This is a genomic window from Serratia sp. FS14, from assembly GCF_000695995.1.
Classification (GTDB): domain Bacteria; phylum Pseudomonadota; class Gammaproteobacteria; order Enterobacterales; family Enterobacteriaceae; genus Serratia; species Serratia nematodiphila.
The window spans coordinates 3455831-3470516 of sequence record NZ_CP005927.1 but is presented as its reverse complement, the minus strand read 5'-3'; the positions used below and the strand labels follow the sequence as shown (position 1 = coordinate 3470516).

Annotated in this window: 13 protein-coding genes; 9 read left to right on the top strand and 4 right to left on the bottom strand. The window is 61.1% G+C overall.

From position 1 onward, the window contains the following. Window positions 1–88: 88 nt before the first annotated feature. Together L085_RS15765 and L085_RS15760 are read left to right on the top strand one after the other, a co-directional pair. Window positions 89–574, top strand: coding sequence for a hypothetical protein (locus L085_RS15765; RefSeq protein WP_044031151.1), 486 nt, complete (start codon window positions 89–91; stop codon window positions 572–574). A 31-nt stretch (window positions 575–605) separates the two neighbouring features. Continuing rightward, the gene (locus tag L085_RS15760) at window positions 606–1001 is read left to right on the top strand and encodes a pyridoxamine 5'-phosphate oxidase family protein (protein ID WP_004938299.1); all 396 of its coding nucleotides are present in this window, start codon (window positions 606–608) and stop codon (window positions 999–1001) included. A gap of 101 nt (window positions 1002–1102) precedes the next feature. Here L085_RS15760 and L085_RS15755 read toward each other — a convergent pair whose 3' ends face one another. Further along, on the bottom strand, window positions 1103–1513 hold the full coding sequence (locus L085_RS15755) for a hypothetical protein (RefSeq protein WP_004938301.1): 411 nt from the start codon (window positions 1511–1513) through the stop codon (window positions 1103–1105). A 184-nt stretch (window positions 1514–1697) separates the two neighbouring features. Here L085_RS15755 and folM point away from each other — a divergent pair, with 184 nt between their 5' ends. The 4 genes from folM (at window position 1698) to L085_RS15735 (ending at window position 6056) form a co-directional block, all read left to right on the top strand. After that, window positions 1698–2420 carry a dihydromonapterin reductase gene (gene folM, locus L085_RS15750; RefSeq protein WP_016927586.1) on the top strand — a complete coding sequence of 241 codons (723 nt, stop codon included), beginning with the start codon at window positions 1698–1700 and terminating at the stop codon, window positions 2418–2420. A 75-nt stretch (window positions 2421–2495) separates the two neighbouring features. Beyond that, entirely contained in the window at window positions 2496–3221 is a 726-nt protein-coding gene (rstA, locus tag L085_RS15745) for a two-component system response regulator RstA (RefSeq protein ID WP_004938307.1), read from the top strand. Beyond that, window positions 3218–4522, top strand: coding sequence for a two-component system sensor histidine kinase RstB (gene rstB / locus L085_RS15740; protein ID WP_044031150.1), 1305 nt, complete (start codon window positions 3218–3220; stop codon window positions 4520–4522). Before rstA ends, rstB begins: the two co-directional genes overlap by 4 nt. 34 nt (window positions 4523–4556) lie before the next feature. Next, window positions 4557–6056 carry a carboxypeptidase M32 gene (locus tag L085_RS15735; RefSeq protein WP_044031149.1) on the top strand — a complete coding sequence of 500 codons (1500 nt, stop codon included), beginning with the start codon at window positions 4557–4559 and terminating at the stop codon, window positions 6054–6056. A gap of 167 nt (window positions 6057–6223) precedes the next feature. Here L085_RS15735 and L085_RS15730 read toward each other — a convergent pair whose 3' ends face one another. Beyond that, a complete protein-coding gene (locus L085_RS15730) occupies window positions 6224–7129 on the bottom strand; it encodes an alpha/beta fold hydrolase (RefSeq protein WP_004930448.1) in 906 nt (301 codons plus the stop codon). A 184-nt stretch (window positions 7130–7313) separates the two neighbouring features. On the opposite strand from L085_RS15730, the gene asr reads away from it, so the two are divergent. Both asr and L085_RS15720 read left to right on the top strand, forming a co-directional pair. Further along, the gene (asr, locus tag L085_RS15725; RefSeq protein ID WP_004930450.1) at window positions 7314–7589 is read left to right on the top strand and encodes an acid resistance repetitive basic protein Asr; all 276 of its coding nucleotides are present in this window, start codon (window positions 7314–7316) and stop codon (window positions 7587–7589) included. 293 nt (window positions 7590–7882) lie between these two features. Beyond that, a complete protein-coding gene (locus L085_RS15720; RefSeq protein WP_044031148.1) occupies window positions 7883–8695 on the top strand; it encodes a serine protease in 813 nt (270 codons plus the stop codon). Window positions 8696–8733: 38 nt separating this feature from the next. Here L085_RS15720 and L085_RS15715 read toward each other — a convergent pair whose 3' ends face one another. Continuing rightward, window positions 8734–9510, bottom strand: coding sequence for a helix-turn-helix transcriptional regulator (locus tag L085_RS15715; RefSeq protein ID WP_015377991.1), 777 nt, complete (start codon window positions 9508–9510; stop codon window positions 8734–8736). Window positions 9511–9609: 99 nt separating this feature from the next. On the opposite strand from L085_RS15715, the gene L085_RS15710 reads away from it, so the two are divergent. Beyond that, window positions 9610–10767, top strand: a complete 1158-nt coding sequence (locus tag L085_RS15710) for an MFS transporter (protein ID WP_044031147.1) — start codon at window positions 9610–9612, stop codon at window positions 10765–10767. Here the strand turns inward: L085_RS15710 and hrpA are convergent. Beyond that, on the bottom strand, window positions 10745–14632 hold the full coding sequence (hrpA, locus tag L085_RS15705) for an ATP-dependent RNA helicase HrpA (protein WP_071841639.1): 3888 nt from the start codon (window positions 14630–14632) through the stop codon (window positions 10745–10747). The genes L085_RS15710 and hrpA overlap by 23 nt on opposite strands. Window positions 14633–14686: the final 54 nt, after the last annotated feature.

Genomic DNA, 14686 nt, shown 5'->3' with positions numbered 1-14686 from the left:
CATTTATTGGTCAATGGTAAGACGCGAGTGCCCCTGGCGAGAGGCGTCAGGCGGCGGATGAAGACAGGCTGAAAATGGAAGGCATTTCATGGCTGAGAAACTGCTGCACGCATTACCTTTGTTTACCGCCTGGGAGGCGCTGATCGCTGAGGGCAACACGGCATTCAATCAGCGGCGCGATCGCCTGGCGATGGCGCGCTATCAACAGGCGCTGGAGGGGGCTCAGGCGATCATCGCCGAGAAGCCCTGGCTGAATGCGGAATATACCGCCAGATTTGAAGCGCTGAATATTTTCGAGTCTGCCCTTGCCGCGCTGATCGTCACGTTCAACAACATTACCCATCTGCGCCTGCGGCAGAAGCCTCTTCGCGGCGTCGAGCTGCATGTTCATCAGGCCCGAGTCGCTATCGAGCAACTGTTGGACGATACGTCGCTGTGCGAACAGATGCAGCAGATCGCCGAACGGCACCTGCTGCGTTTCAGGATTGAAACTCTGCACTTGCTGCGCGAACACCGGCTGCCGGAAACCAGCGTCTGCGCGCCGGCGGCCAACGCTTCCGCTACCTTGCATTAAAAGTGACACACCAATCTGAGGGTCATCTGTAATGAATGAATTGAATGACGAGATGAAGAAGATGCTGGCTAAACAGCTGCCTGTGCAGGCGACCAGCAGCCCGAACGGCGTTCCCGATATCGGCCCCAAGCGCTCTTTGCGCCTCTATGATGACCGTACGCTGATTTACAACGAAAATACCGGTGGCCAAACGCTGAAAAACATCAAGGCCGGCTCGAAAATGGCCGTGGTGATCATCGATCGCGAGGCGCTGGACGGTTACCGCTTCGTTGGCACGCCCGAACTGTTTCTGGCGGGCAAGCCGTTTGACGATGCGTTGACGTTTGCGGAAAAAAATGGGATGAAGCCGCCGAAGTACGCGGTGTTAATTCATATAGACAGTATTTATACCCTGCGCTCCGGCCCGAATGCCGGGACCCAGCTCTAGACACCGGCCGTCATGCGGCGTGAGACATCACGTTCATGGTTAGGCCATCGCGGTAAGTCAATTGCCTAACCATGAACGGGCGGCCTGGTCGGTACACCCGGTCAGCTTTTAGGGGGAATGGTGATGGTCATGCGCTCACCCACCAGGGCGATCGCAATGCCTTCCTCGCACTCTTTTTGAATGGCCGCCAGCTGTTGCGCTTCCAGCGCATAGGGCAACTGAATATCAAACACCGTCAGGCCCTGCTGCTGCGCCAGGTCAATCAGGCGCACGATATTGGTTTCATCGCTGACCTGTGTCGACACCACTTGCAGCGCCAGCTCTTTCAACTGCTCTTTGCGCGTTTGTGACGTGGTCACGCGCGATTTCAACACCATGCCGAAGATCGGCATCACACCATAAATAGCATCAACAAAGCGCCAGTGCTTCCTGCACGATGCGGACAGAAAATCCATATAGTCGAAACAGATTTTCTCACTGCGCGCGATGGATGCAAGGTGATTGCTGTTCATCCCCTCATTCCTCTCATGGCCAGTGTTAACCCGTGGTCTTTCAAGCCGCCGCCGGGCGGCAACCTGAAACGCATTGGGGATCTTACATCCAGAAATGGATAATCATGCGAAGCTTTAACGACTTTCCGCCGTATGATGGCATAATTCCCCTATTGTTTGCCAGTCTGTCCAGGAGCTTTAATCAATGGAACACCCCAACTCTGCACCGGTGCTGATTACCGGCGGCGCGCGGCGCATCGGGCTGGCGCTCGCCAGAGCGTTTCTCCAGCGCGGCGTTCCGGTCATCATCGCCTATCGCAGCGAATATCCGGCGATGACCGAGTTGAAAGCCTTGGGCGCCAGTTGCATTCAAGGCGATTTTTCCACGCACGAAGGTATCTACCGTTTCGCCGACCAGGTGCGACAGGTGGCGCCCAAATTGCGCGCGGTGATCCACAACGCCAGCGCCTGGCAGGCCGAGTCGGCGGAAGTGCCGCCGGAGCAAGTGATGGCGGCGATGCTGCAAATTCACGTCTATACGCCCTATTTGCTCAACCAACTGCTCGAATCTTGCCTGACCGGCCAGGGCCAGGCGGGCGCTGACATTATCCATCTGACCGACTACGTGGTGGAAAAAGGCAGCGACAAACATATCGCCTACGCCGCCAGCAAGGCCGCGCTGGACAATATGACCCGATCGTTCGCCCGCAAGCTGGCGCCGGAGGTGAAGGTCAACGCCATCGCGCCGGCGCTGATCATCTTCAATCCGGGCGACGATGAAGCCTACCGCCAACAAGCGCTGGCGAAATCGCTGATGAAGGTCGCGCCGGGCGAGAGCGAAGTGGTCAATCTGGTGAACTACCTGCTGGAGAGCCGTTACGTGACCGGCCGCACCCACGGCGTCGACGGCGGGCGGCCGCTGCGCTGAGGCAAAGATCCGCATGGCGCATCGCTGTAGGCCGCGCTATGCTGAAATCCGCTTTTCTTATTAAAACACGGGCATATGCATAAAATTGTTTTTGTGGAAGACGATCCTGAAGTCGGCAAGCTGATCGCCGCCTATCTGGGCAAACACGACATCGAGGTGCTGATCGAACCGCGCGGCGACAGCGCGCAGGCGCGCATTGAGCGCGAGCAACCCGATTTGGTGCTGCTGGACATCATGCTGCCCGGCAAAGACGGCATGACGCTGTGCCGCGATCTGCGCCCTACCTTCCCCGGCCCGATCGTGCTGCTCACCTCGCTCGACAGCGACATGAACCATATTCTGTCGCTGGAGATGGGCGCCAACGACTATATCCTGAAAACCACGCCGCCGGCGGTGTTGCTGGCCCGCCTGCGTTTGCACCTGCGCCAACACAGCCAGCAGCCGAAAGAAGAGTCGGTTCAGCCGCTCACCCAGCACAACGCGCTGCATTTCGGGCTGTTGTGCATCGATCCGGTCAACCGGCAGGTCACGCTGGGCGAAGAAACGATCACCCTGTCCACCTCGGATTTCGATTTGTTGTGGGAATTGGCGACCCACGCCGGGCAGATCATGGATCGTGAGGCGTTGCTGCAAAACCTGCGCGGCGTAAGCTATGACGGCATGGATCGCAGCATCGACGTGGCGATCTCTCGCCTGCGCCGCAAGCTGTACGATAACGCGCTGGAACCGTTCCGCATCAAGACCGTGCGCAATAAAGGCTATCTGTTCGCCCCTAACGCCTGGGCATCGGTGCAACAATGAGAAAACTTTTCGTCCAGTTCTTCCTGTTGCTGTTCGTCTGTTTTCTGGTGATGGCGATGCTGGTTGGCCTGGTGTACAAGGTGACCGCCGAGCGCGCCGGCCGCCAGTCGATGGACGATCTGATGAAAAGTTCGCTGTACCTGATGCGCAGCGAGCTGCGCGAAATCCCGTTGAAGGACTGGAACAAGACCATCGCCACGCTGGATCTCAATCTGTCGTTCAAACTGCATATCGAACCGCTCGGCAAACAGGCGCTGAGCGAGGATCTGAAAAAACGGCTGCGGCTGGGGGAAATCATCGCCCTCGACGATCAGTACACCTTTATGCAGCGCATTCCGCGCAGCCACTACGTGTTAGTGGTCGGCCCCATTCCTTATCTGTTCTACCTGCACCAGATGCGCCTGCTGGATCTGGTATTGCTGGTATTTATCGGCATGTCGCTGGCGCTGCCGGTGTTTCTGTGGATGCGGCCGCACTGGCAAGACCTGCTCAAATTGGAAAACGCCGCCCAGCGGCTCGGCGCCGGGCATCTGGATGAGCGCACCCACTTCGATCCCACCTCCAGCCTGAGCCGGCTCGGCGTGGCGTTCAACCAGATGGCCGACAACGTCAACACCCTGATCGCCAGCAAGAAACAGCTGATCGACGGCATCGCCCACGAGCTGCGCACGCCGCTTGTGCGCCTGCGCTATCGGCTCGAGATGAGCGATAACCTGTCCGAAGGCGAGCAGCAGGCGCTGAACCGCGATATCGGCCAACTGGAGTCGCTGATCGACGAGCTGCTGACCTATGCCCGCCTGGATCGGCCGCAGGTTGCGCTAAACATTGAACCCATCGATCTGCCAAAATGGCTTGAGGACAAGGTCGATGATATCCGTCTTATTCATCAGGAACGTGACATCCAGCTCGATGTCCCACACGTCGGCGACTTCGGCGGCGTCGATCTGCGCCTGATGGAGCGCGTGCTCGACAACCTGGTCAACAACGCGCTGCGCTATTCCGAACAGCGTCTGCGCGTCGGCCTGTGGTTTGACGGCGACCTCGCCTGCTTGCAGGTCGAGGATGACGGGCCGGGTATTCCGCCGGAAGAGCGTGAACGGGTGTTTGAACCTTTCGTCCGTCTCGACCCCAGCCGCGATCGCGCTACCGGCGGCTGCGGGTTGGGACTGGCCATCGTCCATTCCATCGCCGTCGCCTACCAGGGGCAGGTGTTCGTCGAAGGCAGTTCGCTCGGCGGTGCCAGTTTCCGTTTCTGCTGGCCGGTAAAGCCGACATTCAGTTTAAAAGCCGATCTGGCATAATGCCGCCAGACCTTCTCATTGGAGCCGAATAATAATGACATCTGCACATTCCAACACGTCTGCTTACGATCACCTGCGCGCCCTGTTCAGCCGGTTGTCGCGTTTCGGCCACCTGTCCGCCATCGCCGGTTGGGACATGCAAACCATGATGCCACCGGGCGGCAGCAAGGCGCGCTCCGAAGCGCTGGCCGAGCTGAGCGTGCTGCAGCACCAGATTTTAACGGCACAAAGCACCGGCGCGCTGTTGGATCGCGCGCAGCAAGAGACGCTGGACGAACTCGACCGCGCCAACCTGCGCGAGATGCGCCGCCAATATGAAGACGCCGTGCTGCTGCCGGCGTCGCTGGTCGAGGCCAAGTCGCTCGCGGGTGCGCGCTGCGAACACGCCTGGCGCGCCCAGCGCCCGGCCAACGATTGGGACGGCTTCGCCGACAACCTGCGCGAGGTGGTCAAGCTCAGCCGGGAAGAGGCGCAGATCCGCGCGCAGGCGGCCGGCACAAGCCGTTACGATGCTCTGCTCAACCTGTATGAGCCGGGCATGCGCAGCAGCGATCTCGACCACATCTTCGGCGATCTGAAAACCTGGCTACCGGATCTGCTACAGCGCGTGGTGGCCAAACAAGCTAATGAGCCCTGCCAGGCGCCACAAGGCCCGTTCAATGTGGACACCCAGCGTCAGCTGAGCCTGAGCGTGATGAAACTGCTCGGTTTCAACTTCGACAATGGCCGTGTCGACGTCAGCGCCCACCCGTTCTGCGGCGGCGTGCCGGAAGATGTACGCATCACTACGCGTTACAACGAGAAAGAGTTTCTGACCGCGCTGCTCGGCATCGTGCACGAGACCGGCCACGCCCGCTACGAGCAAAACCTGCCGCGCGATCTGCTTGGCCAGCCGGTCGCCCTGGCCCGTTCTACCGCTATCCACGAATCGCAGAGCCTGCTGTTCGAAATGCAGCTGGCGCGCGGCAATGAATTCCTGAAAATCTTGCGTCCGTTAGTCACCGCGCAGTTTGGCGAACAGCCGGCGCTGGAAGAGGCCAACTTCATTCGCCTCAACCAGCGCGTTAAACCGGGCCTGATCCGCGTCGACGCCGACGAAGTGAGCTATCCTGCTCACGTCATCCTGCGCTACGAAATTGAAAAAGCGCTGATCGAAGGCGATATCGAAGTGGAAGACATTCCGGCGCTGTGGAATGAGAAGATGAGTGCTTACCTCGGCCTCGACACCATCGGCAACTACCGCAACGGCTGCATGCAGGATATTCACTGGACCGACGGTGCCTTCGGCTACTTCCCGACTTACACCCTCGGCGCGATGTACGCCGCGCAGCTGTTCCACAGCGTGCGTCAGGCCCTGCCTTCGCTGAACGAAGATATCGCCGCCGGCAACCTGCAGCCGCTGTTCCACTGGCTGCAGCACAACATCTGGCGCCACGGCAGCCGTTTCCCGACCGAGACGCTGATCGCCAACGCAACCGGCGAAGCGCTCAACCCACGCTATTTCCGTCAGCATTTGGAAAACCGCTACCTGTAATCTCCCCTGGCGCGGCCCTGCCGCGCCCTTTTCCCGCCTGCAAGACCGGATAATGCCTCATAACGCACGTTCTGTGCCGACATCGCCTTGGCTACAGAGTGGCGGGTGGCCACCCACCATTAGTATGTTGTAACTAAAGTAGCAAAAAACGCCGGCATTCCGGCCTCTCATCCCAGTGCATGACGGGCGATCATCGCCGCCAGCTGCGGCCTCAACGAGGCCGGCAGGTCATGCCCCATGCCTGGCATAATATGCAATTTGGCGTTGACGACCGCGCGGGCGATCGCCACCCCACCCGCCTTGCGTACCAGCCGATCGCGATCGCCGTGAATGACCAGCGTCGGCGCGGCTATGCGCCGGCTGTAGCGACGCAGATCGCCGCTGCCGAGCAACGCGGAAAGTTGCCGCTGCACGCCTTCGGGATCCACGCCCCGCTTCAACAACCGATTCACCAATGCATCCAGCTCCGCCTCCTCCGGCGGATAAAACCGGGTACCGAGCGCGCGCAGGAAGGCCTTCATTCCCTCGTGGCGCTGCTGCAGCGTCAAATCGGCCGCCGGCCGGCGCACCAACAGCCACAGCAGCGAAGGCGCCGGCGGTGGCAACAGCGGCTGATTGGTGCTGGAGAACAAGATGCATAACGAGGCGACGCGCTGCGGGTATTCGGCGGCCAACACCTGGGCGATCATCCCCCCCATCGAAGCGCCCAGTACGTGAGCCTGCGGGATGCGTAAATGATCGAGCAGATGCGCCGCGTCCGTCGCCATGTCCGCCAGGGTATAAGGCACCGGCGTTTGCCAACCGAGCTGGGCGCGCAGCATCAGCAGCCACAACGGCTGCGTGCGTTGCGCCTGCGTTTTGCCGGAAAGGCCGACGTCGCGGTTGTCATAACGGATCACCCGAAACCCCTGAGCCACCAGGGCGCGGCAGAAGTCGTCAGGCCACAGCAACAGCTGCGCGCCGATGCCCATGATGAGCAGCAGCGGCGGATGCGCCTCATCGCCCCAGTCCTCATAGGCCAGCGGCACCTCGCCCTGTTCGGTTACGCCACAACGAATCACTATCTCGTTCATTTTCAATCCCTTTTATCGCGCCTGGCGGTCATTATAGCAGCAATCCCCCCGCCGCCGTCGCCCTGTACATTAGGTTACATGCCGAAACCAATCACTCACGGAAAGCCGGGCGCCATTTGCCTACTATCATTTCAACGGCCCCGCAGTGGGGTTGATACCCAAAAGTCATGTTGAGGATTCTACGATGAAAAAAGTATTAGCTCTGGTTGTTGCCGCTGCAATGGGTCTGTCTTCCGTGGCTTTCGCTGCCGAGGCTGCCACCACCGCACCTGCGGCTACCGCAACCACCGCCACCGCTGCGCCGGCTAAAGCTCAGGTGAAACACCACGGCAAGAAAGCGCCGGTACAGAAAGCGCAGGCGGCCAAGAAGCATCACAAAAAAGCCGTGAAGAAAGCCCCGGCGCAAAAAGCCCAGGCGGCTAAAAAGCACCACAAGAAAACCAGCCACAAAAAAGCGTAATGACGTGAGGGTCCCCTCACCGCTTCAGGCTTGACGTGTACGACACCCGGTTCGCCGGGTGTTTTTTCATCGGGGGGTTCTCATTGATGCTGCGCCGCTACCTGTTCGAGATCGTTCTGACCGCCCTGATCCTTTGTGGACTGATCGCCGTCTTTTTTTATCTGTAGCCTGTCGCCTCGCGGCGGGAAATTATTGAAAAATCAGTTATTGCTCATCCACATGGCTGCTAAATCAGTCTATAGTTAGCATTCAGTGTGTTTATGGATGATCCGTATTTGTCAGGCAAGAGATCTATGCGCATATCCGTTTTACTGTTGCTGTGCTCACTCCCGCTCATCGCTGCTCAGGCGGCACGCGCCGACGGCCCGTCCAAGGCCGAGCAAACGCGTCTGTTTTTCGGCAAAGATGAACGAATCAAGGTCACGGATACCGCCGCCCAGCCGTGGCAAGCCATCGGCCAGGTCGAAACCGCCAGCGGCAATCTGTGTACCGCCACGCTGATCTCCCCGCACCTGGCGCTGACCGCCGGCCACTGCGTGCTGGCGCCGCCCGGGCAACTGGATAAAGCCATCGCTCTGCGCTTTGTGGCAGGCGATAAATCCTGGCAGTATCAAACCGGCAATATCGAGACCCTGGTCGACAGCAAGCTGGGCAAAAAGCTGAAGCCGGACGGCGATGGCTGGATCGTCCCGCCCGCTGCGGCCGCTTATGATTTTGCGCTGATCCGGCTGAAAGACAAAAAGCCGCTGCCGATCGCACCGTTGCCGCTGTGGCAAGGCGACAGCAAGGCGCTGACCCAGGCCCTGAAACAGGCCAAACGGCTGATCACTCAGGCGGGTTACCCGGAGGATCATCTTGATGACCTCTACAGCCACCAAAACTGCAAGGTCACCGGCTGGGCCCAGCAAGGCGTACTGTCGCACCAGTGTGATACCCTGCCCGGCGACAGCGGCTCACCGCTGCTGTTGAAAACCGCCGACGGCTGGCAGCTGATCGCCATCCAAAGCTCGGCGCCGGCGGCGAAAGATCGCTATCGCGCCGATAACCGCGCCCTGGCGGTGCCCGGCATCCGCGAAGCGCTGGACGCCCTGGCGGCGGGCAACTAACCCTCTCACAACGGCGCATTATGCGCCGTTGTGCTTTTTCAGCCCCCTTGCATATAGCGCCGCGGCGTGGTGCCGGTGAACTGGCGGAAAAAAGCGATAAACGCGCTGTCGCTGGAAAATCCCAACCGCTGTGCCACCGCGCTGACCGACGGCAACGACGCCAGCAGTTCGATCGCGCGCATCAGCCGCCACTGCTGGCACCACTGCTGATAGCTCAGGCCGGTTTCCCGCTGAAACAGCCGCGTCAGCGTTTTGGCGTGCAGATGCAAACGCTGCGCCAACGCCGCCAACGCCGGCAACTCGTCGCTCTCCGGCAGCGTCGCCAGCCAGGCGGCAAGACGCTTATCCTGCGGCAGCCGCAACTGGGTATTCTCGCGCTGCGCCTCGCCCAACTCATTGATCAGCACCGCCAGCAAATCGCGCGCCTGGGGCTGCGCCAACGCATAGTCCAGCGGCCAGTGCGCGATGCGCTCAACGATCGCCGCCAACAGCGGGTTTACCGCCAGCACCGCTGCCTGTGGCGGCATGGCGGCCGTCAGCGCCGGATCGAAATACAGCGAGCGATACGCGACGCGGCCACGCAACTGCACCCGATGCGCAATGCCGCCCGGTATCCAGACGCTGCGCGTCGGCGGCAGAATCAGCCACTGCTGCGCCAACGTGACCGTCATGCATCCCTGCGGCGCATACAGCAGCTGCGAACGCTGATGCCAATGCAGCCCGGAGTCGTGCTCCACCAGTTCCGCCGCGATGCCGAGAGCCGGTGCCGGCAGCCGATCCGGGTCGAACGGGTGATGCTGTTGAATCAGCGCCATCAGATTGTCCTATACCTGTTGTTTTTGTCCGGATGATTGTAATCGAACAAAATGCGACTCCCTATACTGACGCCTTAACATTTAGGGAGACCCTGCATCATGCAACGCTTATCTTTACCGCTGCTCGTCACCGCCATCATGACGCCGCAGATCCTGGAAACGCTGTACAGCCCGGCGCTCACCGCCATCCGCAGCGACTTCGGCATCAGCGCCGCGCAGGCCGGGCAGACGTTATCCATCTATTTCATCGCCTTCGCCCTCGGCGTCGCCTTTTGGGGAGCCTTCTGCGATCGGTTCGGCCGCCGTCCGGCGATGCTGGCCGGCCTGGCGCTCTATCTGGTCGGCGCCGGCCTCGCCCTGCTGAGCGGCAGTTTCACGCTGTTGCTGGCCGCCCGTGCGCTGATCGCCTTCGGCGCCGCGGTCGGCTCAATCGTCACGCAAACCATGCTGCGTGATGTCTATCAAGGCCCGGCGCTGGGGCGCATGTTCGCGCTGGTCGGCATCGCGCTCTCCATCAGCCCGCTGCTGGGAATGTTTGCCGGCGGCGCGCTGGTCGCCAGGGGCGGCAGCGCGGCGATTTTCACCGCGCAGGCGGCCTGGGCGCTGGTGCTGCTGCTGTGGAGTTACGGCACATTGCCGGAAACGCGGCCGTGGCAAACCGCAACGGCCGCCGCGCCGGGCATTACCCTGGCGACGATGTTGCGCGATCGGCACATCTGGTGTTCGGCGCTGCTGGTCGCCAGCTTCAATATTATGGTGTTCAGCTACTTCAGCCTGGCGCCGTTCATGTTCGAAAGGCTGGGGTTGAACAGCCAACAGTTTGGCTACTCGGGTGTGATGCTGGCGCTCGGCAGCCTGGCGGGGGCGCTGTTGAACCGTCACCTGCTGGCGCGCGGCGTCAGCGCCAAACGTCAGATCCTGCTGGGCGGTTTGCTGGCGGTGGCCAGCGGTGTGGCATTGTTCGGGTGGCAACACAGCCTGTGGATGCTGCTTCCCTGTGCGCTGGTGATGCTGGCGTTCGGGTTGGCTATCCCGAATGTGCTGAGCCAGGCGCTGAGCCGCTACCGGCAGCAACTCGGCACCGCCGGCGCGTTATTCGGGCTGCTGTACTATCTGTTGATCGGCCTGGGGCTGACGATTGCGGCGCGCGGGCAGGATTTGGCCGCCACGCTGCTGCTGTGCGGCCTGTTGAGCCTGTGGTGCGCCGGCCGCTTGCCGGCCGGTGCGCCCGAGCTTAACCCGAAAGCTGCTCGATAGTTTGCAAAATGCGCTTGTCGGAGATCGGGTAAGGCGTGCCCAACTGCTGCGCGAACAGGCTGACGCGCAGCTCTTCGATCATCCAGCGCACCGCCTTCACCTCTTCCTCCTGCTGTCGCTTCGGCGGCAGCTTGTTCAACCACTGCTGCCACGCCTGCTGTACCTGCTCCACCCGCAGCATCTGCGCGCGATCCCGGTGCGGATCGATAGCCAGTTTTTCCAACCGCCGCTCGATCGCCTGCAGGTAGCGCAGCGTGTCCGGCAGGCGTTTCCATCCGTTGCCGGTGACAAAACCGCGGTAGACCAGGCCGCTGAGCTGGGTCTTGATATCCGACAGCGCCAGCGCCAACGACATGTCCACCCGCCCCTTCAGCCGTTTGTTGATGTTGAAGACCGCCGTCAGGATCTGCTCAACCTGTTTGGCCACCTCGACCACCGTGTCGTTCAACTCGGCGCGGATCTGCTCCTGCAGGCGCGCAAAGCCTTCCTCTTGCCAGACCGGGCCGCCGTGTTCGGCGATCAGCTTGTCGATGCCGCACGAAATGCAATCGTCGATCAGCTCCAGCACCTTGCCGTACGGGTTGAAATAGAGCCCCAGTTTGGCCTTGTTCGGCAGCTTTTCATGCAGATATTTGATCGGCGAAGGAATATTCAGCAACAGCAGGCGGCGTGTGCCCTGCCACATCGCCTGTTGCTGCTCGATTTCGCTGTCGAACAAGCGGATCGCCACGCTGTCCTTTTCATCTACCAGCGCCGGGTAAGCCTTCATCGAATAGCCGCCGCGCTTCTGCTCGTAAAAGGTAGGCAGTTGACCAAAGCTCCAGACATGCAGATTGCTCTGCTCCAGCCCATCGTCGGCCACCGCCGACAGCGTCTCCTGCACCTTCTCTTTCAGCTGCAGGCGCAACGCGGCCAGGTCTTTGCCTTCGCGCAGCGTCTGGTTTTTCTCGCCCACCACGCGGAAAGTCATCTTCAGGTGATCGGGCACCTGATCCCACTGCCAATCATCACGTGACACGGTCACGCCAGTCATGCGCCGCAGTTCACGCTCCAGCGCGTCCAGCAGCGGCAACTCCAGCGCCGTTACGCGGCCGAGGAACGCTTCGGCGTAGTTCGGCGCCGGCACAAAGTTGCGACGCACCGGTTTCGGCAGCGACTTGATCAGCGCGATCACCAGCTCACGGCGAATACCGGGGATCTGCCACTCGAAGCCCTGCTCCTCCACCTGATTGAGGATCGGCAGCGGGATGTGCACCGTCACGCCGTCGGCGTCGGTGCCCGGTTCAAACTGGTAGCTCAGCCGCAGCTTGAGATTGCCCTGATGCCAGAAGTTCGGGTAGTCCAGCGCGCTGATCTTGTTGGCGCCGTCTTTGATCAGCATCTCTTTTTCGAAGTTCAGCAGATCCGGCTGCTGCTTGGCGGCATTCTTCCACCAGCTGTCGAAATGACGGCCGGAAACCACGTCGTTGGGGATGCGGCGATCGTAGAAGCCGAACAGCGTTTCGTCGTCCACTAGAATGTCGCGGCGGCGCGATTTATGCTCCAGCTCTTCCACTTCGGCGCGCAGCTTCTGGTTGTCGCGGAAGAAGGCGTGGCGCGTCTGCCAGTCCCCCTCCACCAGCGCATGGCGAATAAACAGCTCACGGCACAACAATGGATCGATGGCGCCGTAATTGACCTGGCGCGCCGCGACGATCGGCAAACCGAACAGCGTGACCTTTTCGCTGGCCATCACCGCCCCTTGCGACTTCGACCAGTGCGGCTCGCTGTAGCTGTGTTTCACCAGATGCTGAGCCAGCGGCTCGATCCATTCCGGTTCGATGCGCGCGGCGATGCGCCCCCACAGGCGGCTGGTTTCCACCAGTTCGGCCACCATGGTCCACTTCGGCGGCTTCTTGAACAGGCCGGAGCCGGGGAAGATTGAGAAGCGGGCATTGCGCGCGCCGGTGTATTCCTGCTTGTCCGCATCCTTCTGGCCAATGTGCGACAGCAAGCCGGTCAGCAGCGCGGTGTGCACGCTGCGGTAGTCGGAAGGCGTGCTGTTGATCGGCAGCCCCAGCTCTTTCACCACCTGGCGCAGCTGGGTATAGATATCCTGCCACTCGCGCACCCGCAGGTAGTTGAGGAAATCGTTGCGGCACAGCCGGCGGAACTGGCTGGAAGAGTTCGCCTTTTGCTGCTCCTGCAGATAATCCCACAGGTTGACGAACGCCAGGAAATCGGAGTCTTTGTCGGCGAAGCGGCGGTGTTTTTCGTCCGAGGCCTGCTGCTTGTCCATCGGGCGCTCACGCGGATCCTGAATCGACAGCGCGGCGGTGATGATCATCACCTCGCGCACGCTGCCGCTCTTCTGCGCTTCCAGCACCATGCGCGCCAGACGCGGGTCAATCGGCAACTGCGCCAGCTGACGGCCCTGCGGCGTCAGCTGATAGTGGCCGTTGTCGGCGGTGGCGATCGCCCCCAGTTCTTCCAGCAGGCGCACGCCATCCTGAATGTTGCGTTTATCCGGCGCTTCGACGAACGGAAACGCGGCGATGTCGCCCAGCCCCAGCGAGGTCATCTGCAGAATGACCGACGCCAGGTTGGTGCGCAGGATCTCCGGATCGGTAAACGCCGGCCGCGACAGGAAGTCCTGTTCGGAATACAAGCGAATGCACACCCCTTCCGATACGCGGCCGCAACGCCCTTTACGCTGGTTGGCGGAAGCCTGCGACACCGGCTCGATCGGCAGGCGCTGCACCTTGGTGCGGAAGCTGTAGCGGCTGATGCGCGCGGTGCCCGGATCGATGACATACTTGATGCCCGGCACCGTCAGCGAGGTTTCCGCCACGTTGGTGGCCAGCACGATGCGGCGACCGTGGTGCGACTGGAACACCCGGTTCTGCTCGCTGTTCGACAGGCGCGCATACAGCGGCAGCACTTCGGTGTGCGGCAAATTGAGGCGGTTCAGAGCGTCGGCGGTGTCGCGGATCTCGCGCTCGCCGCTCATGAAGATCAGAATGTCGCCCGGCCCTTCGCGCCCAAGCTCGTCCACCGCATCGAAAATCGCCTGCAGCTGGTCTCGGTCGGTGTCGTCGCCGTCGTCGATCACCGGGCGGTAACGCACCTCCACCGGGTAAGTGCGGCCGGAAACCTCGATGATCGGCGCATTGTTGAAATGGCGCGAGAAGCGCTGGGGATCGATGGTCGCCGAGGTGATGATCACCTTGAGATCCGGGCGCTTAGGCAACAGTTCGCGCAGGTAGCCGAGAATAAAGTCGATGTTGAGGCTGCGCTCGTGCGCTTCATCGATGATCAGCGTGTCGTACTGCATCAGCAGGCGATCCTGCTGAATTTCCGCCAGCAAGATGCCGTCGGTCATCAGCTTGACCAGGGTGTTTTCCCCGACCTGATCGTTGAAGCGCACCTTGTAACCGACGCTGCCGCCGAGCGGGGTTTCCAGCTCGTCGGCGATGCGGTTGGCGACGGTGCGCGCCGCCAGGCGGCGCGGCTGGGTGTGGCCGATCAGCCCTTTCACCCCACGCCCCAGCTCCAGACAGATCTTCGGCAACTGGGTGGTTTTCCCCGAGCCGGTCTCCCCGGCGACGATCACCACCTGGTGATCGCGGACAGCGTTTAAAATGTCCTGCTTTTTCTGACTGACCGGCAGGCTTTCCGGATAGGTAATGCGCGGGCAAGACGCGGCGCGCGCCAGCACTTTTTGCCGCGCCGCCGCGATGTCGCTTTCCACTTCGGCGGCAACCGCCAGCTGGGCATCGGGATTTTTGATTTTTCGTGCGCCCTGCAGGCGACGACGCAGGCGTTGTTGATCGCGGAGCATCAGCTCGCCCAGTTGGGCCGGCAGTGCCTCGAGCGGAGATTTCACGTTCGGTGTTCCTTGTTTCTTCGCCGCCAAGACCAGGCTTAGCAACGGTTTAAT